18 protein-coding genes and 1 riboswitch are annotated in these 17,954 nt (G+C 67.8%); of the genes, 15 read left to right on the top strand and 3 right to left on the bottom strand.

The window, feature by feature from the left end; all coding sequences use genetic code 11:
• Both C5F44_RS17005 and bluB read left to right on the top strand, forming a co-directional pair.
• Nucleotides 1–795 (top strand): aminotransferase class I/II-fold pyridoxal phosphate-dependent enzyme (locus tag C5F44_RS17005; protein ID WP_412917559.1); only part of this gene is annotated, 795 nt, incomplete at its 5' end.
• Entirely contained in the window at nucleotides 785–1,408 is a 624-nt protein-coding gene (bluB, locus tag C5F44_RS17000) for a 5,6-dimethylbenzimidazole synthase (protein WP_107674766.1), read from the top strand. The genes C5F44_RS17005 and bluB, both read left to right, overlap by 11 nt.
• Here the strand turns inward: bluB and C5F44_RS16995 are convergent.
• Together C5F44_RS16995 and cobO are read right to left on the bottom strand one after the other, a co-directional pair.
• Nucleotides 1,405–2,850, bottom strand: a complete 1,446-nt coding sequence (locus C5F44_RS16995; RefSeq protein ID WP_107674764.1) for a cobyric acid synthase — start codon at nucleotides 2,848–2,850, stop codon at nucleotides 1,405–1,407. The two genes, bluB and C5F44_RS16995, sit on opposite strands and share 4 nt — an antisense overlap.
• A gap of 11 nt (nucleotides 2,851–2,861) precedes the next feature.
• Entirely contained in the window at nucleotides 2,862–3,470 is a 609-nt protein-coding gene (gene cobO / locus C5F44_RS16990) for a cob(I)yrinic acid a,c-diamide adenosyltransferase (protein ID WP_107674769.1), read from the bottom strand.
• A 64-nt stretch (nucleotides 3,471–3,534) separates the two neighbouring features.
• Nucleotides 3,535–3,740: riboswitch (cobalamin riboswitch) on the top strand.
• A 94-nt stretch (nucleotides 3,741–3,834) separates the two neighbouring features.
• Here cobO and C5F44_RS16985 point away from each other — a divergent pair.
• From C5F44_RS16985 to cobJ, 6 genes are read left to right on the top strand one after another with little or no spacing between them, the layout of a single operon-like run.
• Nucleotides 3,835–4,197, top strand: coding sequence for a DUF1636 family protein (locus C5F44_RS16985; RefSeq protein ID WP_107674762.1), 363 nt, complete (start codon nucleotides 3,835–3,837; stop codon nucleotides 4,195–4,197).
• Entirely contained in the window at nucleotides 4,194–5,237 is a 1,044-nt protein-coding gene (gene cobW / locus C5F44_RS16980) for a cobalamin biosynthesis protein CobW (protein WP_107674760.1), read from the top strand. The genes C5F44_RS16985 and cobW overlap by 4 nt, the downstream gene beginning before the upstream one ends.
• 6 nt (nucleotides 5,238–5,243) lie before the next feature.
• Entirely contained in the window at nucleotides 5,244–8,486 is a 3,243-nt protein-coding gene (gene cobN, locus C5F44_RS16975) for a cobaltochelatase subunit CobN (RefSeq protein WP_107674759.1), read from the top strand.
• Between the two features lie 38 nt (nucleotides 8,487–8,524).
• Nucleotides 8,525–9,154 (top strand): precorrin-8X methylmutase, encoded by a 630-nt coding sequence (locus tag C5F44_RS16970; protein WP_107674758.1) that lies wholly within the window; start codon nucleotides 8,525–8,527, stop codon nucleotides 9,152–9,154.
• Between the two features lie 2 nt (nucleotides 9,155–9,156).
• Nucleotides 9,157–9,888: a precorrin-2 C(20)-methyltransferase gene (locus C5F44_RS16965; protein WP_107674767.1), complete on the top strand. Its 732-nt coding sequence runs from the start codon at nucleotides 9,157–9,159 to the stop codon at nucleotides 9,886–9,888.
• A complete protein-coding gene (gene cobJ, locus C5F44_RS16960; protein ID WP_107674757.1) occupies nucleotides 9,885–10,619 on the top strand; it encodes a precorrin-3B C(17)-methyltransferase in 735 nt (244 codons plus the stop codon). The genes C5F44_RS16965 and cobJ overlap by 4 nt, the downstream gene beginning before the upstream one ends.
• Here cobJ and C5F44_RS16955 read toward each other — a convergent pair.
• On the bottom strand, nucleotides 10,595–11,341 hold the full coding sequence (locus C5F44_RS16955) for a cobalt-precorrin-6A reductase (RefSeq protein ID WP_107674756.1): 747 nt from the start codon (nucleotides 11,339–11,341) through the stop codon (nucleotides 10,595–10,597). The two genes, cobJ and C5F44_RS16955, sit on opposite strands and share 25 nt — an antisense overlap.
• Between C5F44_RS16955 and cbiE the strand changes: the two genes are divergently transcribed.
• The 7 genes from cbiE to C5F44_RS16910 form a co-directional block, all read left to right on the top strand.
• Nucleotides 11,340–12,515 carry a precorrin-6y C5,15-methyltransferase (decarboxylating) subunit CbiE gene (gene cbiE, locus C5F44_RS16950; RefSeq protein ID WP_107674755.1) on the top strand — a complete coding sequence of 392 codons (1,176 nt, stop codon included), beginning with the start codon at nucleotides 11,340–11,342 and terminating at the stop codon, nucleotides 12,513–12,515. The genes C5F44_RS16955 and cbiE overlap by 2 nt on opposite strands.
• Complete coding sequence (locus C5F44_RS16945; protein ID WP_107674753.1) at nucleotides 12,506–12,865, top strand: cobalamin biosynthesis protein; 360 nt, start codon at nucleotides 12,506–12,508, stop codon at nucleotides 12,863–12,865. Before cbiE ends, C5F44_RS16945 begins: the two co-directional genes overlap by 10 nt.
• Nucleotides 12,862–13,644, top strand: coding sequence for a precorrin-4 C(11)-methyltransferase (cobM, locus tag C5F44_RS16940; protein WP_107674752.1), 783 nt, complete (start codon nucleotides 12,862–12,864; stop codon nucleotides 13,642–13,644). The genes C5F44_RS16945 and cobM overlap by 4 nt, the downstream gene beginning before the upstream one ends.
• Entirely contained in the window at nucleotides 13,641–14,375 is a 735-nt protein-coding gene (cobA, locus tag C5F44_RS16935) for a uroporphyrinogen-III C-methyltransferase (RefSeq protein WP_107674750.1), read from the top strand. The genes cobM and cobA overlap by 4 nt, the downstream gene beginning before the upstream one ends.
• Complete coding sequence (gene cobF, locus C5F44_RS16930; RefSeq protein ID WP_107674748.1) at nucleotides 14,368–15,123, top strand: precorrin-6A synthase (deacetylating); 756 nt, start codon at nucleotides 14,368–14,370, stop codon at nucleotides 15,121–15,123. Before cobA ends, cobF begins: the two co-directional genes overlap by 8 nt.
• 553 nt (nucleotides 15,124–15,676) lie before the next feature.
• Nucleotides 15,677–16,864 carry a tyrosine-type recombinase/integrase gene (locus C5F44_RS16920; protein WP_107674747.1) on the top strand — a complete coding sequence of 396 codons (1,188 nt, stop codon included), beginning with the start codon at nucleotides 15,677–15,679 and terminating at the stop codon, nucleotides 16,862–16,864.
• Between the two features lie 402 nt (nucleotides 16,865–17,266).
• Nucleotides 17,267–17,954 (top strand): primase/helicase family protein (locus C5F44_RS16910; protein ID WP_219908699.1); only part of this gene is annotated, 688 nt, incomplete at its 3' end.

Genomic DNA, 17,954 nt, shown 5'->3' with positions numbered 1-17,954 from the left:
CGCGCGGTGCCTATGGCGGCAGCGCCGCGATCCTGCCGGTGGCCGGGGCGCAGGCGGCGATCCAACTGGTGCCCCCGGCTGGACCCTGTGGCCCGCGCGCGGGTGCTGGGGCCGACCTATAATGAACACGCCGCTGCCTTGCGCGCCGCCGGCTGGCAGGTGGACGAGGTAACCTCGCCCGAGGCCCTGACGGGGGCCGATCTGGCGGTGGTGGTCAATCCCAACAATCCCGACGGGCGGTGCCTTGCGCCGGCGGATGTTCTGGCGCTGGCGGGCCGGGTGGGGCGGCTTGTGGTGGACGAAAGTTTTGCCGATCCGGTGCCCGATCTGTCGGTGGCGGCCCAGGCGGGCCGGGCGGGGATGATCGTGCTGCGGTCGTTCGGCAAGTTCTATGGGCTGGCCGGGTTGCGGCTGGGTTTTGCCCTTGGGGCAAAGGCGGACATCGACCGGATGGCGGCGATGGCCGGGCCCTGGGCGGTGTCCGGCCCGGCGATTCTGGCAGGCACCGTGGCCTTGCAGGACCGCGATTGGCAGGCCGCCACCACCGCCCGGCTGGTGCAGGATGGTCAGCGGCTGGACGCCCTGGCTGCGGCCGCCGGCTGGCGGTTGGCTGGCGGGGCGCATCTGTTCCGGCTTTACGACACGCCCTCGGCTGCCGCTGCGCAGGACGGGCTGGCCCGTGGCCGGATCTGGAGCCGCATCTTCCCCTGGTCGGACCGGCTGATCCGGCTGGGCCTGCCGGGGCCGCAGGCGGAATGGGATCAACTGGAAAGGGCGATGACCGATGCACTTTGACCAACACCATCGCGACGCGCTGACAGACGTGCTGCGCTGGCGCCGCGACGTGCGGCATTTCCGCCCCGACCCGATTGACGAGACGGTCATCGAGCGGTTGCGGACGGCGATGGACATGGCGCCCTCGGTGGGCAATGCACGGCCCTGGCGGGTGATCCGGGTGGATGATCCCGCCCTGCGCGGCGCCCTGCTGGCCAATTTCGACGCTGCCCGCGCCGCCGCAGGTACCGCCTATACCGGCGACCGGGCTGCCGCCTATGGGCAGTTGAAGCTTCAGGGCATTGATCAGGCGCCGCTGCAACTGGCGGTCTTCACCCACCGCGACCCGACCGCCGGCCATGGCCTTGGCCGTGCCAGTATGCCGGTGACACTGCACCAGTCGGTCGCCATGGCGATCCACGGTCTGTGGCTGGCCGCGCGGGCCGAGAACCTTGGCCTTGGCATGGTCTCGGTGCTGGACCCGCGGGCGATCGAGTCGCTGCTGGCCACCCCGCCGGAGTGGGAATTCGCGGCATGGCTGTGCATCGGATACCCCGAATTCACCGACGACACGCCGCTGCTGCACCGCGCCGGCTGGCAGGAAAACCTGCCCACCCTGTGGGAGGTGCGCTAGCGGGCCAGCGCCAGCAGGGCTGACACGTCGAGATGCGTCTCAAGATGGGCGGCAAGGTCGTCCAGCACCTGCTCGATCCCCTCGGCATAGGCCAGCCCCGAGGACGAAGCGCCCAAGCCCCGCAGAAAGGCCGCGCGGAAGGCGTCGTCGGTGAACAGCCCGTGCAGGTAGCTGCCGGTCACCCGCCCGTCGGCCGAGGTGGCGCCTTCGGGCCGCCCGTCCAGCAGGGCAAAGGGCCGGGCACAATCTGCCCCCTCGGTGCGGCCGATGTGGATTTCATAGCCCGAAACCGTCAGCCCGCTGGTGCGATGCGTGGCGGTGGACCGCGTCAGCCGCTTGTCGGATGTCATCACGGTGGTCACGTCCAGCAGGCCAAGGCCCGGCGTTTCGCCCGCCGGCCCCTCGATCCCCTCCGGGTCGGCAACGCTGCGGCCCAGCATCTGATAGCCGCCGCAGATGCCCAGCACATGCCCGCCGCGCCGGCGATGGGCGGCAAGGTCGATGTCCCAGCCCTGATCGCGCAGGAAGGCCAGATCGCCCCGCGTGGATTTTGAGCCGGGGATGATCACCAGCCGCGCATCGCCGGGAATGGCGCGGCCGGGCAGCACCATTTCGACCGTGACGCCGGGTTCCTGCTTCAGGGGATCAAGGTCGTCGAAATTGGCGATGCGCGACAGCGCCAGACAGGCCACCTTGAGGCCGCCGCCCTGGCCGTTGCCGGTCAGGTCCAGCGCATCTTCGGCCGGCAGGCGGGCGGCCCCGGCGAACCATGGCACCACGCCGAAGCCGCGCCAGCCGGTGCGGGCCGCGATCAGGCTGTAGCCATCGTCGAACAGCCGAGGGTCGCCGCGAAAGCGGTTGATCAGGAACCCCGCGACCAGCGCGGCATCGTCCGGGTCAATCACCGCCTGCGTGCCCACGATCTGCGCGATCACGCCGCCGCGGTCGATGTCGCCGGCCAGAACCACCGGCACATCCGCCGCCCGGGCAAAGCCCATGTTGGCGATGTCGCCCCGCCGCAGGTTCACCTCGGCCGGGCTGCCCGCGCCTTCGACGATCACCAGATCGGCGCGCGCCTTCAGCCGGTTGAAACTTTCCAGCACCGCCGGCATCAGCGATGGCTTCATCTTGCCGTATTCGCCCGCGCCGGCCCGGGTCAGACGGCGGCCCTGCACCACGACCTGCGCGCCGATGTCGGTTTCGGGCTTCAGCAGCACCGGGTTCATGTCGGTATGCGGTGCCACCCCGGCCGCCAGCGCCTGCAAGGCCTGCGCACGGCCGATCTCGCCGCCGTCCTCGGTTACGGCGGCGTTGTTCGACATGTTCTGCGGCTTGAACGGCAGAACAGACAGCCCGCGCCGCCGCGCCGCCCGGCACAGCCCCGCCACCAGCAGCGACTTGCCGACATTCGAGCCGGTGCCCTGGATCATCAACGCGCGCATGGCAGGTCTCCTCAGAACTCCACGCCCGGCTGGCCCTTGATGCCGGCGCGGAAGGGGTGCTTGACCAGCGTCATCTCGGTCACCAGGTCGGCCAGGTCGATCAGTTCGGGCTTTGCATTGCGTCCGGTCAGCACGACATGGGTCATCGGCGGCTTCTCGGTCTGCAGGAATTCCACCACCTCGGCCACATCCAGATAATCGTAGCGCAGCGCGATGTTGATCTCGTCCAGCAGAACCATGCGGATGGCCGGGTCGCGGATCAGGTCTTTCGCCTTTTCCCAGCCCGCACGGGCCGCCGCCACATCGCGGGTGCGGTCCTGGGTTTCCCAGGTGAAGCCTTCCCCCATGGCGTGAAACTGGCAGAGATCGCTGAAATGCGCGGTGATCAGCCGCCGTTCGCCGGTGTCCCAGGCGCCCTTGATGAACTGGACAACGGCGCAGGGCATCCCATGCGCGATGGCGCGCAGGATCATGCCGAACCCCGCCGAGGATTTGCCCTTGCCGGTGCCGGTGTGCACGATCACCAGCCCCTTTTCGGCGGTCTTTTCCGCCAGAACCCGGTCTTTCGCGGCCTTGATCCGGGCCTTCTTCTCGGCATGGCTGCGGTCGGTGTCCGGCATCGGCTGCGACATGGCGGCGTTTCTTCCCTGGGTTGGGCGGCTTGACTTTCGGTCTGCCTTGGCGTCACTGGGGCACCAAGCTGGTTCCTGTCTATGACAGGCGAAGAGGGAATGCGATAGGGCCGTCCGGCCCGAGGCGCAGCCGCCCCCGCGACCGTGACCGGAGTTGGGTGTCCGATGCCACTGGCCGAAAGGCCGGGAAGGTGGGCACCCGGGGGAGCGATCCCCGACTCCGCAAGCCGGGAGACCTGCCAGCTTTGTTGTCAACGGGCGGACGGGGTGATCCGCGACCGGTGGATCGCCGCATCCGTCGCGCGCGCCTGCCTGTCCCTTTTTCCCCGCCTGTCGCAGCCGGGAAGGGCGCATGACCGTTACGCTGCTTGTCTGTTCCACCTGCCGGGCAGGGGAGCCGGTGCCCGAGGGCACCTTGCCCGCCGGCACGCGCCTTGTCGCGGCGCTTGAGGCGCTTGGCCCTGTGCCCGGCGTTACCCTGCGCCCCGTCGAATGTCTGTCGGCCTGTTCGCAAGGCTGCGCGGTGGCGTTGTCGGCGCCCGGGCGGTGGTCTTACGTCTATGGACGGATGTCCGAGGCGGATGCGACACAGATCCTGGCCGGGGCGGCCGCCTATGCCGCCGCCCCCGACGGTATCGTTCCCTGGCGCGAGCGTCCAGAAATCTTCCGCAAGCAATCGCTTGCCCGCATCCCCCCCATCGGAGAGCCGACATGAGCGATCTTGCCAAGATTCCCGTCACCGTGATCACCGGCTTTCTCGGCTCGGGCAAGACGACGCTGATCCGCCATCTGATGCAGAACCCGCACGGCCGGCGTCTGGCGGTGCTGGTCAACGAATTCGGCAGCGTGGGGGTGGACGGAGACATCCTCAAATCCTGCGCCGACGAGAATTGCCCCGAAGAAAACATCGTCGAACTGGCGAATGGCTGCATCTGCTGCACGGTCGCCGATGAGTTCATCCCCACGGTCGAGGCGTTGCTGGCCCTGCCGCAGCGACCCGATCACATCCTGATCGAAACCTCGGGTCTGGCCCTGCCGAAGCCATTGCTTCGGGCGTTTGACTGGCCCGCGATCCGGTCTCGGATCACCGTCGATGGCGTGATTGCGCTGGCCGATGCCGAGGCCGTGGCGGCGGGCCGCTTTGCCCCCGACCCTGTGGCCGTGCAGGCCCAGCGGGAGGCGGATGACAGCATCGACCACGAAACGCCCCTGTCCGAGGTGTTCGAGGACCAGATCGCCTGTGCCGATCTGGTCTTGCTGACCAAGGCCGATCTGGCGGGCGAGGCCGGCGTTGCCGCCGCCCGCGCCGCGATCGAGGCCGAGGCACCGCGCAAGCTGCCGATCCTGCCGCTGGTCGAAGGCGTGATCGACCCGAGGGTCGTGCTGGGGTTGGGGGCTGCCGCCGAGGATGATCTGGACGCCCGACCGTCGCACCATGACGGGGCCGACGATCACGAGCATGACGATTTCGACAGCGTGGTGATCGACCTGCCCGAAGTTGCCGACCCCGAGGCGCTGGCTGCGGCGATCCGCACCCTGGCCCGCGAATTGCGCATCCTGCGGGTCAAGGGCCATGTCGCGGTGACGGGCAAGCCGATGCGCCTTCTGGTGCAGGCGGTGGGGGAACGGGTCCGGCATCAGTTTGACCGGCCCTGGGGCGGTGCGCCGCGCCGGTCGCGGCTGGTGGTCATTGCCGAACACGACGACATCGACCCCGCAGCCATCCGGGCGGTTTTTGACCGGGCGGGGATCTGACCGCCCATGCATGTGGTCTTCCGCGAAAGCCATGGTCTGGAAGAGACCGAGGTGCCCACCGATCTGGGGCAGACACCGGCCGATCTGGTGGTGCTGTCCTTTTCGGACAGCGACCTTGGGGCGTTTGCGGCCGGCTGGCATCGGGCCCGCGAGGGCGGGCATCCGCTGCCCACGCTGCGGCTGGCGAACCTGACGGCCCTGCGACATCCGATCTCGGTCGATACCTACCTGGACAGCACGCTGGCGCAGGCCCGCGCCGTGCTGGTGCGGCTGATCGGCGGCACCGGCTACTGGTCCTATGGCATCGCCAGCCTGCAGGACATGGCCCGTCGCAAGGGTTTGGCGTTGGCCGTCCTGCCGGCCGACGGGCGCGAGGACGCGGCGCTGGACGCGGTTTCGACGTTGCCCATCTCGACCCTGCGCCGGTTGCAGGCGCTGTGCGATGCGGGCGGCGCGGTGGCGGCCCAGGCGGCGCTGGCGCAATTGTCACTGGCGGCGGGCCTGTTCGCCGGCCCGGTGAGCGGGGCAAAGACTGTGCCCGAGTTCGGCTGGTATGACCCCGATCTTGGCGTAGTGCCTGCCGCGCCCGAACCAGCCGCGCCGCTGGCTGTCGTCGCCTTCTACCGCAGCTATCTGACCGCTGCCGATACCGCGCCGGTCGATGCCCTGATCCGCGGCTTGCGGGATCGCGGCTTTGCGGCTCTTGGCCTGTTCGCCACCTCGCTGAAGGCGCCCGAGGCGGCCGCGTGGGTCCGTTCCGAACTACTGCGTCTGTCGCCCGCGCTGGTTTACAACGCCACGGCCTTTTCGGCCAAGGCCGAGGACGGCACCTCGCCTTTGGACGCCGCCGGTTGCCCGGTGTTGCAGGTTGCCCTCTCTACCGCCCGCCGGGCCGACTGGGCTGCGGCCGACCGCGGCCTGTCGCCGGCCGATCTTGCCATGCATGTGGTGTTGCCCGAAGTGGACGGTCGCCTGTTCGCCAGCGTGGTCAGCTTCAAGTCTCCGGGTCGTCGCGACCCCGATCTGCAATATTCCCGTTTCCGGCATGAGCCGGACACGGACCGGATCAACGCCGCCATCGCGCGTGGCCTGGCCCTGCACCGGCTGGCGCAGACCCCACCCGCCAACCGGCGGCTTGCCGTGATCCTGTCCACCTATCCCGGCCGGCCAGACCAGATTGCCCATGCGGTCGGGCTGGACGCCCCGGCCTCGACCAACCGGCTGCTCGCGGATTTGCAGGCGGCAGGCTATGACACCGCCCCCGCCGATGCGCTGACGGCTACGCTGCTGCGCGAAACGCTGTGCTGGCCGCTGACAGACTATCGCGCCGCGCTGGGCCGCTTGCCGGAACCGTTGCAAAGGGCGGTTTCCACCGCCTGGGGCCTGCCCGAGGCCGATCCGGCCTGCACCGATGGCGCCTTCCGCTTTGCCGCCCTGCGCTCTGGCAAGGTGGTGATCGCGCTGCAACCCGAACGCGGCGACAGTGCCAGCCGCGACGGCGATTATCACGACCTGTCGCGCACGCCCCGGCACGGCTATGTGGCCTTTTACCTGTGGCTCCGGTCACAAGGTCTGGACGCGCTGGTCCATATGGGCGCCCATGGCACGCTGGAATGGTTGCCGGGCAAGTCGGTCGCGCTGTCGTCGGCCTGCTGGCCCGAGGCGCTGACCGGCGATCTGCCGGTTATATATCCCTTCATCGTCAACGATCCGGGTGAGGCGGCGCAGGCCAAGCGCCGCATTGGCGCGCTGACCCTGGGCCACCTGCCGCCGCCGCTGATTGCCGCCCACCTGCCCCCCGCGCTGGACGGGTTGGAGCGTCTTCTGGACGAATATTCCACCGCGGACGGGCTGGACCCGGCCCGGCGCCGCCGGTTGATCGCGGAAATCCGCGCCACTGCCACCGCGCTGGGCGTCGAGGACGATCTGGGTCTGGCCCCCGATGCCACCCCGATGGAGGCGATCACCCGCATCGACCGTTTCGTCTGCGATCTCAAGGACAGCCGGCTGGGCGACGGCTTGCATGTCTTCGGCGCAGGGCAGGGCGAAACCGACGGGATTCTGGCCGCCCTGGCGGGCCGCTTCGTGCCGCCGGGGCCGGCGGGATCGCCGTTCCGGGGCCGGATGGACGTACTGCCCACCGGGCGCAACCTCTATTCCGTTGATCCCCGCGCGGTGCCCAGCAGGGGGGCCCATGCGCAGGGCATCAAGCTGGCCGAAGAACTCTTGCGCCGCCATCTGCAGGATCAGGGCGACTGGCCGCGCGGGCTGGTGGTCGATCTCTGGGGCTCGGCTTCCATGCGGACCGCGGGCGAGGAATTCGCCATGGCACTGCATCTGGCGGGTCTGGCGCCGGTTTGGGATGAGGTGTCGGGTCGGGTGACGGGGGTGGAAATCCTGCCGCTGGCGTTGCTTGGCAGGCCCCGGATCGACGTGACACTGCGCGTGTCCGGCCTGTTCCGCGATGTGTTCCCCACGCTGGCGCAACTGTTCGAGACGGGGGCCGAACGTCTGGCCCTGCGCGACGAGGCGCCCGAGGACAACCCCTATGCGCTGCGCGTGCCCCGCGTCTTTGGTCCGCGCCCCGGCCTTTACGGGCTGGGCATGGGGGCCGCGCTGGACGACCTGACCGAAGAGGGGCGCCTTGCCGCGGGCGAGGCCTGGCTTTCGGCCTCGTCCTGGGCCATCGACGCGCGCGGCCTGTCGGTTCCGGCGCGACCCGCGCTGGAAGACCGGCTGCGCGGGGCCGATGCCTTTGCCCATGTGCAGGATCTGGCCGAGACCGATGTGCTGATGGCCCCCGATTACGCTGCGCATCAGGCGGGGTTTGCCGCCGCGCTGCACCGCCTGGGCGAGGCGGCGCCCGCGCTTTACCATCTGGACAGCACCCGCCCCGATGCGCCGCGCGCCCGCAGCCTGACCGAGGAAATCGCCCGCACCGTGCGCGCCCGGGCGGCCAATCCCGACTGGGCCGCCGGCATGATGCGCCACGGCTTCCGCGGTGCAGCCGAGATCACCGCCACGCTGGACAATATGGGCGCCTTCGCACATCTCGCCCGCGCGGTGCCGCCGCATCTGTTCGACCTGTATCATGCGGCCACGCTGGGCCGCGATGAGGTGGTCGCCTTCATGGCCACCGAAAACCCTGCCGCCCTGTCCGCGCTGCGCCAGCGTTTTGCCGCGCTGCGCGCCGCGGGCCTTTGGCAAAGCCAGCGCAACGCCCTGTCCGCAGAAGAGCGCCTGTCATGACGCTTCGTTCCGCCGCCCCTGACACCCGGACCCCCAAGATGCCCCACAGCTACATTACCGACGGCGCCGAAATCTATCGCAACTCCTTTGCCATCATCCGATCCGAGGCCAATCTGGCCTGCTTCACCACCGAGGAAGAGCCGGTCGTCGTTCGCATGATCCATGCCTCGGGCATGGTCGGGCTGGAAGATCACGTCCGCTTCAGCGCCGGCATGGCCCTTGCCGCCCATGCCGCGCTGGCCGGGGGGGCGCCGATCCTGTGCGACGCGCGCATGGTGAGCGAGGGCATCACCCGCGCACGCCTGCCTGCCCAGAACCGCATCATCTGCACCCTGCAAGACCCGTCTGTTCCCGGTCTGGCGGACCGCATCGGCAATACCCGCAGCGCCGCTGCCGTCGAATTGTGGCGGCCGCATCTGGCCGGGGCACTGGTCGCCATCGGCAATGCGCCGACGGCGCTGTTCCACCTGCTGAACATGTTGCAAGACCCGTCCTGCCCGCGCCCCGCGGCCATCATCGGCTGCCCGGTCGGCTTTGTCGGCGCGGCGGAATCGAAAGAGGCGCTGATGCAGGCCCTGCCATGCCCGTCGATGATCGTGCGTGGCCGGCTGGGCGGATCGGCTATCACCGTTGCGGCGGTGAACGCGCTGGCCAGCCGGAAGGAATGACCATGGGCCGCATCATCTGCGCGGGCCTTGGTCCCGGCGACCCCGACCTGATCAGCGTCAAGGCTGACCGGCTGATCCGGCTGGCCAGCCATGTGGCACATTTCCGCAAGGCCGGCCGGCCCGGTCAGGCCCGCCGCATTGCCGCGGGTCTGCTGCGCCCCGATGTGGTGGAACTGGCGATGGAATACCCCATCACCACCGAGCTTCCCTTCGACAGCCCCGGTTACAATGCGCTGCTGGCGGGCTTCTACGACTATTGGGCCGACCAACTGGCCGATCTTGGCCGCACGACCGATGTTGTCGTGCTGTGCGAGGGCGATCCCTTCCTCTACGGTTCGTTCATGCACCTGCACAGCCGGTTGCAGGGCCGGGCCGAGGTCGAGGTTGTGCCCGGCATCCCCGGTATGGTCGGCTGCTGGTCGGCGACCGGCACGCCCATCACCTGGGGCGATGATGTGCTGTCGGTGCTGATGGGCACGCTGCCCGAGGACGACCTTGCACGCCATGCCGCCGCGGCCGATGCGCTGGTGGTGATGAAGACAGGCCGCAACCTGCCCAAGATCCGGCGCGCGCTTGACCGGGCAGGGCGGTTGGATCAGGCTTGGCTGGTCGAGCGCGGCACCATGCCGGATCAGCGTGTCGCCCCCCTTGCAACGGTCGATGAGTCCGACTGTCCCTATTTCGCGATTGTTCTGGTCCATGGGCACGGTCGCCGCCCCGGGGGGCCGCAATGACCGGCTGGCTGGCCGTGGCCGGCCTTGGGCCGGGCCGCGAAGATCTGGTGACACCCGAGGTTTCGGCCGCGCTGGCCGGGGCGACCGATGTTCTGGGTTACATCCCCTATGTCGCCCGCGTCGCCCCCCGCCCGGGCCTGACGCTGCACCCGTCGGACAATCGCGAAGAACTGGACCGCGCGCTTCATGCGCTGGACCTGGCGGCGGCGGGCGGGCGTGTTGTCATCGTTTCCTCGGGCGATCCGGGGGTTTTCGCCATGGCCTCGGCCCTGTTCGAGGCGCTTGAAACCCGCCCCGATCTGCACCGGCTGGACATTCGCATCCTGCCCGGCATCACCGCCATGCTGGCCGCCGCCGCCGCCGCGGGGGCACCTCTGGGCCATGATTTCTGCTGCATCAACCTGTCCGACAATCTGAAGCCCTGGGCGCTGATCGACCGCCGCTTGCGCCTTGCGGTCGAGGCCGATCTGGCGATGGCCTTCTACAACCCGCGTTCGAAATCCCGGCCCGAAGGCTTTGTCCGTGCGCTGGAGACCCTGCGCCAGCTTTGCGGCCCGGATCGGCTGATCACCTTCGCCCGCGCGGTTTCCACCCCTGATCAGGTGATCCGTACCGTCAGGCTGGGGGATGCCACACCCGAGATGGCCGACATGCGCACGCTGGTCATTGTCGGCAATGCGCAGACCCGCCGCGTGGGCCCCTGGGTCTATACCCCAAGGTCGGCCTCATGAATCCAGTGCAGCACCTCCTCGACGGTGGCGACCGTCGGGCGGGGCGGCAGGGCGGGCCTGTCGATCATCACCACCGGCAGGCCCAGTGTGCGCGCCGCCACGATCTTGGCGACAGCACCGCTGCCGCCGGCGTTCTTGGCCACCACGATCTGCACGCCCTGCTGCCGCATCAGCGCAAGGTCGCCCTCCACCGAAAAGGGGCCGCGGTCCACCAGAACGGTCGCCTGTGGCAAGGGCAGGTCGCCTTCGGGCGGATCGACCAGCCGCAGCAGATAGGCGTGCCGGGACCGCGCGGCAAAGGCGGCAAGGTTCTGCCGTCCGATGGCCAGGAACACCTTGGCCGGGGCCTCGGGCAGCGCGGCAACCGCCGCCACCACATCGGGAACCCGCTGCCAGTCATCGCCGGGCTGTTCGGTCCAGGCCGGCCGCTCCAGCGCCAGCAGGGGGGTGCCGGTCGCTGCACAGGCGGCAATCGCATTGCGGCTCATCCGTGCGGCGAAGGGGTGGGTTGCGTCGATCACGCCGGTGATGCCCTCGGTGCGCAGCCATTGCGCCAGCCCGTCGGCGCCGCCGAAGCCGCCCACCCGGCAGGGCAGGGGCGGGGCGACGGGCGCCGCGGTGCGCCCGGCATAGGAGTAGATCGCCTGCACCCCAGCATCGGCCAGCGCGCGGGCCAATGCGCCCGCGTCCTGTGTTCCGCCCAGCAAAAGGAGGCGCGGCATGGCTGATCCCTGGCTTTCCATCATCGGTCTGGGCGAAGATGGACCGGAGGGCCTGTCGGGCGCAAGCCGGGCCGCCCTGGCCGCGGCCGGAACGGTCTTTGGCGGCCCGCGGCATCTTGCCCTGGCCGGGGTAGGGGCGCGCGGCCGTCCCTGGCCGGTGCCCTTCAGCCTTGATCCGGTGCTGGCCCTGCGCGGGCGGCCCGTCGCCGTGCTGGCCTCGGGCGATCCGTTCTGGTTCGGCGCGGGTGGCAGCCTAGCGCAGGTGCTGTATCCCGGTGAATGGCGGACCTATCCGGCTGCGGGCGTCTTTTCGCTGGCGGCGGCCCGGTTGGGGTGGCGGCTGGAGGAGACCGCTTGCCTTGGTCTTCATGCGGCGCCGTTTGAACGCCTGAGGCCGCTTCTGCACGCCGGCTGGCAAGGCATCTGCACGCTGCGCGACGGTCTGGCCGTGGCCGATCTGGCGGCATGGCTTGCGGGGCAGGGCTGGGGGGCCTCGCAATTGTGGGTGCTGGAATCCCTTGGCGGCCCGCAAGAGCGTGTCCGGGAAATCCGCGCCGATACGGCCCTTGCCGCCGATATTGCGGCCCCTGTCGCCGTGGCGATCCGCGCCGCAGGGGGAAGCGGCCTGCCACGCTGCCCGGGTCTGCCCGAAGGCCTGTTCGCCCATGACGGACAGATCACCAAATCGCCGATCCGCGCCCTGACCCTGGCCGCCCTGGCCCCCCGGCCAAAGGAAACGCTGTGGGATCTGGGGGCCGGGTCCGGGTCTGTCGCGGTGGAATGGGCGCTGGCCGGTGGGCGGGCGGTGGCGGTTGAACGCCGGGAAGACCGCGCCGCGAACATCCGGGCCAACGCCGCCGCCTTTGGCCTGGGCGACCGGCTGACCGTGCGGACCGGCACAGCGATAGAGATGCTGCCCGATCTGCCGCCCCCGGACGCGATTTTCGTCGGGGGCGGGTTCGATGCCGCGCTGTTCGCGGCGCTGCCCCGCCGCGCGCGGCTGGTGGTCAACGCAGTCACGCTGGAAACCGAGGCGCTGCTGGTGCAGCTTCATGCCGCGCATGGCGGCGATCTGACCCGGATCGAGATCGCCCGTGCCGCGCCGCTGGGCCAGATGCGCGGCTGGAACGCCGTCCGCCCCGTGGTGCAATGGAGCCTTGGCCCATGCGCGTGATCGGGCTTGGCCTTGCCAGCCGCGCCACCGCGGCCGAGGTGCGGGCGGCTTTGGCCGCCGCCGGGCCGGCCGATCTGCTGGCCACGCTGGACAGCCGCGCCGGCCATCCGGCGCTGGTAGGCGTGGCGGTGCCGCTGCGCGCCCTGCCAGAGCAGGCCTTGCACGGTGTTGCCACACCCAGCCGGTCTGACCGCATCTTCGCCCGCTTCGGCTGCGGCTCGGTGGCCGAGGCGGCGGCGCTGGTCGCCAGCGGCGGCCCCCTTCTTACCCGGCGCCAGACCATCGGCTCCGTCACATGGGCGCTGGCCGAAGGGCCAGGGCCGATCCAGAACAGGACCACCCCAGAATGACCGTTCATTTCATCGGTGCCGGGCCCGGCGCGCCCGACCTTATCACCCTGCGCGGGCGCGACCTGATCGCCGCCTGCCCGGTCTGCCTTTACGCCGGGTCTCTGGTGCCCGAAGGTGTGCTGGCCCATTGCCCGCCCGGCGCACGGATCATCAACACCGCGCCGCTGTCGCTGGACGAGATCATCAGCGAAATCGCCGCCGCCCATGCCGCGGGGCAGGATGTGGCCCGGCTTCATTCGGGCGATCTGTCGGTCTGGTCGGCGATGGGCGAACAGGTGCGCCGGCTTCGGGCACTGGACATTCCCTATGACGTGACGCCCGGCGTGCCGTCCTTTGCCGCCGCTGCCGCCACGCTTGGGGCGGAACTGACGCTGCCGGGCGTGGTGCAATCCGTGATCCTGACCCGCACCTCGGGGCGGGCCACCGCCATGCCCCCGGGCGAGACGCTGGAAAATTTCGCCCGCACCGGCGCCGTGCTTGCGGTGCACCTGTCCGTGCATGTTCTGGACCGGGTGATTGCCGATCTGACCCCGCATTACGGGGCCGACTGCCCCGTCGCCGTGGTCTGGCGGGCAAGCTGGCCCGACCAGCATGTTGTGCGCGCCACGCTGGGCAGCCTGCAAACGACCATCGCCCCCGGGATGGAGCGGACGGCGCTGATCCTTGTCGGGCGGTCTCTGGGCGAGACGGATTTCGACGAAAGCCGCCTTTATGCCGGCGATTATGACCGTCGCTATCGCCCGGTCGGCGCCACCCCCCGTTTTCCGGAGGCGCAATGACCGGCTTCGTCTCTTTCGTCTCCTCTGGCCCGGGCGACCCCGAGTTGCTGACCGTGCGCGCGGTCAAGCGGCTGGCCGTGGCCCGGGCTGTGCTGTTCGATGACCTGTCCTCCGGGCCGATCCTCTCGCTTGCCAACCCCGAGGCCGATCTGGTGGGCGTGGGCAAGCGGGCCGGCCGTGCCTCGCCGCGGCAGGACCATGTCAGCCGCCTTCTGGTCGACTATGCCCGGCAGGGCCAGCATGTGGTGCGGCTGAAATCCGGCGATGCGGGCCTGTTCGGCCGGCTTGAGGAAGAGATCACCGCGCTGCGCGCCGCCGGCATCGGGTTCGAGATCATTCCGGGCGTGCCTTCGCCCTGTGCCGCGGCGGCGGCGGCGAACATCCCGCTGACGCGCCGGCTGACGGCGCGCCGGGTGCAGTTCCTGACGGGGGCCGATGTCTCGGGCGGGTTGCCCGAGGCGCTGAACATCGACGCGCTGGCGGATGCCCAGGCAACGACGGTCGTCTTCATGGGCCGCCGGACCTTTTGCGATCTTGCCGGCCGTCTGGCCGCGGCGGGCCTGCCTGCCGACACACCCGCCCTCATGGCCGAGGGTGTCTCGACAGCCGACCAGCGGATCTGGCGCGGCACGGTCGGGGGGCTTGCCCGCAAGCTGGCCGCGGAAGCGCCCGGAGAGCTGCCGGCGCTGATCCTTTATGGACCGCTGGCGGATGAGGGTGACGATGAATGAGCTTTTTCTGATCGGCATCGGAACCGGCAACCCCGATCACCTGACCTTTGCCGGTGCAAAGGCGCTCAATCAGGCTGATCTTGTGCTGGTGCCGCGCAAGGGGCCGGACAAGGCCGATCTGGCCGATCTGCGCCGGCAGATCCTGGCAAAGGTGCTGACCAACCCCACGACGCAGGTAGTCGAGTTCGACCTGCCGCTGCGCGATGCGGCCAATCCCGACTACCGGGCCGGGGTGGACGACTGGCATGACGCGATTGCTGCCGCCTGGACCCGCGCCGCCGCCCGTGTGCCGGGGGCAGGGCGGGTGGCGCTGCTGGTCTGGGGTGACCCCTCGCTTTACGATTCCACCCTGCGCATCGCCGCCCGCCTGACCCCGCCACCGCGCATTCGCGTGGAACCCGGCATCACCGCCATTCAGGCGCTCTGCGCGGCCCATGCCATTCCGCTGAACCGCATCGGTTCTCCCTTCACCGTCACGACCGGCCGGCAATTGCGCGACCACGGCTTTCCTTCGGGGTGCGACACATGCCTTGTCATGCTGGACGGTGAAAACAGTTTCCAGACGCTTGATCCGCAGGGGCTGGAAATCTGGTGGGGCGCCTATCTCGGGATGGAGGCGCAGATCCTTGACCATGGCCCACTGGCCGAGGCCGGCCCCCGCATCCTCGCCACCCGCTCCGCCGCACGGCAGGCGCAGGGCTGGATCATGGACATCTACCTTCTGCGCCGACACCCCGCCCCGGATTGAACCCCGCCAAGCCTAGCCTGCCGATCCCGGACGCAACATCTCGCTGTTTCAGGTTGGCAGGAGTCGCCTTGGTGGATACCGACAGCAACCATCGGCTTGGTCCTTACATCCACCCGGATGCCTTGCGGTGCGGGGGGACGCAGACCAGCCCATGCCCCCTGCGCCTTTCAGCGGGAGCAACAAATCGTTTGGCGGGCTTTCTGTCGTGATCTGATGTTGCCCTGATCGAAGCCTTCAGCAACCTGCTGCAGCCGCGATCAGTGGGTTTGCAGCCTTCCAAAAAACAGCCATTTCCAAGGGCGTTAGTCTTGGAAGAAGTAGTTGTTTCTGTAGAAAATTTTGGCTCCGGCGGTAGGGATCGAACCTACGACCAATTGATTAACAGTCAACTGCATTCCTGTTTCTGCGCGTTTCAAGTCAATACATCATGGGATCGTAAGACCCTTGTTTTCATGTAGTTTATGTCTATGTATGATGCAATGCGTTTCAAGGCGTAAATCTGCGTAAAGGCGTAAAGTGTGCCCCAGTTTGTGCCCCAGAAAGATGTATTGACATGAGACTGACAGACAAGAGCGTTCGGGCGCTGAGGGCAACTGAGGTGCGGCAGCAGATTGCTGACGACCTGATCAAAGGGCTGTATCTGATCGTCCAGCCAACCGAGAAGAAGAGCTGGACGGTGCGCTATCGGCACGGCGGCGTGCAACGCAGGGTCGCGCTAGGATACTATCCGGTGCTGAGTTTGGCAGATGCGCGAAAGCAGGCAGGTGAACTTCTAGCTCTGGCGAGGGCCGGGGCTGACCCTGCCGCCGATACGAAGGCTAAGGCCGCTACACCAGACCGGACCGTCGCGGCTGTTCTGGATGACTACGGCAATCGCAAACTGACCCAGCTTAAGGCAGGTGATTTGGTCAAGCGGGAGTTGGACCGCTTCGTCAGGGTGGCATGGTCTACGCGAGAGATTGATACCGTGTCCCGTGCAGACGTTCAGGCCATGATTGACGGCATCGAGAAGAGCGGGCGCATACCAACAGCGAACCGGGTTCTAGCCTACACCAAGGCGTTCTTTTCGTGGTGCGAGGATAAAGGGATTATCCCGGATAACCCCGCCCAGAAGGTTAAGAAAGCAGGGAAGGAGCAATCCCGCGACCGGGTGCTGAGTGATGCCGAAATTCGCTGGTTCTGGCAGGCGTGTCTGAAGCTCGGCTACCCGTGGGGGCACTTGGGCCGAATGCTTTTGCTGACCGGGCAGCGCCTGAACGAAATCGCCCGGCTGACAGAGGATGAGGTAGATGGAGAGTGCATCGTCCTTTCGAGGGAAAGGACCAAGAACGGGAGGTCGCACCGCCTGCCACTGAGCATCGCGGGCACTGACCTGCTGGATGAGTTGCCGATCATCGCCGGTCGTCCGCGTTATCTGTTTACTACTACGGGGCGCGGGCCGGTTCAGGGCTTCCACAAGGCGCGGGAGCATCTTGCCAATGAAATGGAAAAAATCGCAGCAGAGGAGCGCGGGGAGCCTGTCGAAATCACGCACTGGACCTTTCACGACCTGCGACGCACCTGCGCAACAGGCATGGCTAACAATGGCATGTGGCGGCAGGACATTGAAGCGGTGCTGAACCATGCGCCGCCCAAGCTGGAAGAGACCTACCAGCGCGTCAATCCAACTATTCGCATACGAGAGGCCTTAGAGCGTTGGGCCTATGTTATGGAACAGAAACTGGGGCACAAGCTATCCTGACGCGCCTGTACAATAAGGACTATGGGGCGGTCGGTATATTGACTGTCCGCGCCCAATTTGCGCGACGAATCAATCTGAATTATATTTTCTACATCTGAAACGCATTTGCAAGGAACTACGAATGCAGCTTGTCAATAGCAAATCTGTAATGCAGCGCCTCGGGGGGATTTCACGGGTATCCCTGTGGCGCTACGTAAACGATCCAGACCTTGACTTTCCGCAGCCGATTGTTGTGCGGACACGCAGGTTCTGGAAGGAAGACGACCTCGCAAAATGGGTCGATAGTCGTGCCCACTAAGAGAAAAGCCAGCCTCGGAACCCTCATTCCTCGGCTGGCCTAAATTCGTTCGCAAATCGCTGAAATCACGGGGTTGGTAGCCCCTTCACATAAAGGAATTATACTTGCTTCAACAAATTATTGCAAGTGCGCCGCATCACAGTGCGCACATCTCCGTCGCCGATCCGGTGCAAGAGTTTATCGCAAGGGCGCAAGGCATCGGTCTGGTTCTCGAATATGCCGTCGATGATGACACGATTCATCGGGTGCCGGTCGAGGGCAAAGGTCCCCGCAACACCAGCGGAAGCTATAAGCTTAAGGTCGAGGCTGACGGCTTTGCCTACGGATGGGCGAAAAACTGGGTAACGGGCGAGCACACGGACTGGCACAGCCGCTCGCCTTCCCCTGATCGCGATGACGAATGGCGCGAACGTTCGGCGCGGGCACGGGCCACGGCAGAGCGTGAACGGGAAAAGGAAAAGGCGGGCAAACTGGCCGAGTCGATGGCTGAGTTTGGCGACGCCAAGCTTTGCCAGTCGCATCCCTACTTCACAGAAAAGGGTGTCCCCGTTCCTGAAGACTGCCGAGAGAATACCAGAGGCGATGCGCTGGTCCCAGTCTATCGCAACGGCAAGCCAGTCGGGTTCGAGCGTATCCTAGCCGTCACACCCGCAGATGGCCCCCGCAAGCGTTATTGCTCAGGTGGGCTGGGTGACGGGTTCCACTGGACGGACGGCACCGAGGATAAGATCATCCTCACCGAGGGCATCGCCAAGTCTATGGCGATGAACGCGGCGACGGGTGCAAAGGCCT

Origin of the sequence: Fuscovulum blasticum DSM 2131 (assembly GCF_003034965.1) — a bacterium.
Taxonomy (GTDB): domain Bacteria; phylum Pseudomonadota; class Alphaproteobacteria; order Rhodobacterales; family Rhodobacteraceae; genus Pseudogemmobacter; species Pseudogemmobacter blasticus.
This window is presented reverse-complemented; position numbering and strand designations above follow the sequence as displayed.

What these genes read in the sequence shown, in the direction of transcription:
- cbiE (WP_107674755.1), top strand. Translation starts at nt 11,340, where the DNA reads ATGGCTGATCCCTGGCTTTCCATCATCGGTCTGGGCGAAGATGGACCG.
- C5F44_RS16945 (WP_107674753.1), top strand. Translation starts at nt 12,506, where the DNA reads ATGCGCGTGATCGGGCTTGGCCTTGCCAGCCGCGCCACCGCGGCCGAG.
- C5F44_RS16970 (WP_107674758.1), top strand. Translation starts at nt 8,525, where the DNA reads ATGCCCCACAGCTACATTACCGACGGCGCCGAAATCTATCGCAACTCC.
- cobW (WP_107674760.1), top strand. Translation starts at nt 4,194, where the DNA reads ATGAGCGATCTTGCCAAGATTCCCGTCACCGTGATCACCGGCTTTCTC.
- C5F44_RS16995 (WP_107674764.1), bottom strand. Translation starts at nt 2,850, where the DNA reads ATGCGCGCGTTGATGATCCAGGGCACCGGCTCGAATGTCGGCAAGTCG.
- C5F44_RS16965 (WP_107674767.1), top strand. Translation starts at nt 9,157, where the DNA reads ATGGGCCGCATCATCTGCGCGGGCCTTGGTCCCGGCGACCCCGACCTG.
- cobA (WP_107674750.1), top strand. Translation starts at nt 13,641, where the DNA reads ATGACCGGCTTCGTCTCTTTCGTCTCCTCTGGCCCGGGCGACCCCGAG.
- bluB (WP_107674766.1), top strand. Translation starts at nt 785, where the DNA reads ATGCACTTTGACCAACACCATCGCGACGCGCTGACAGACGTGCTGCGC.
- C5F44_RS16985 (WP_107674762.1), top strand. Translation starts at nt 3,835, where the DNA reads ATGACCGTTACGCTGCTTGTCTGTTCCACCTGCCGGGCAGGGGAGCCG.
- cobN (WP_107674759.1), top strand. Translation starts at nt 5,244, where the DNA reads ATGCATGTGGTCTTCCGCGAAAGCCATGGTCTGGAAGAGACCGAGGTG.
- C5F44_RS16920 (WP_107674747.1), top strand. Translation starts at nt 15,677, where the DNA reads ATGAGACTGACAGACAAGAGCGTTCGGGCGCTGAGGGCAACTGAGGTG.
- cobO (WP_107674769.1), bottom strand. Translation starts at nt 3,470, where the DNA reads ATGCCGGACACCGACCGCAGCCATGCCGAGAAGAAGGCCCGGATCAAG.
- cobF (WP_107674748.1), top strand. Translation starts at nt 14,368, where the DNA reads ATGAATGAGCTTTTTCTGATCGGCATCGGAACCGGCAACCCCGATCAC.
- cobM (WP_107674752.1), top strand. Translation starts at nt 12,862, where the DNA reads ATGACCGTTCATTTCATCGGTGCCGGGCCCGGCGCGCCCGACCTTATC.
- C5F44_RS16955 (WP_107674756.1), bottom strand. Translation starts at nt 11,341, where the DNA reads ATGCCGCGCCTCCTTTTGCTGGGCGGAACACAGGACGCGGGCGCATTG.
- cobJ (WP_107674757.1), top strand. Translation starts at nt 9,885, where the DNA reads ATGACCGGCTGGCTGGCCGTGGCCGGCCTTGGGCCGGGCCGCGAAGAT.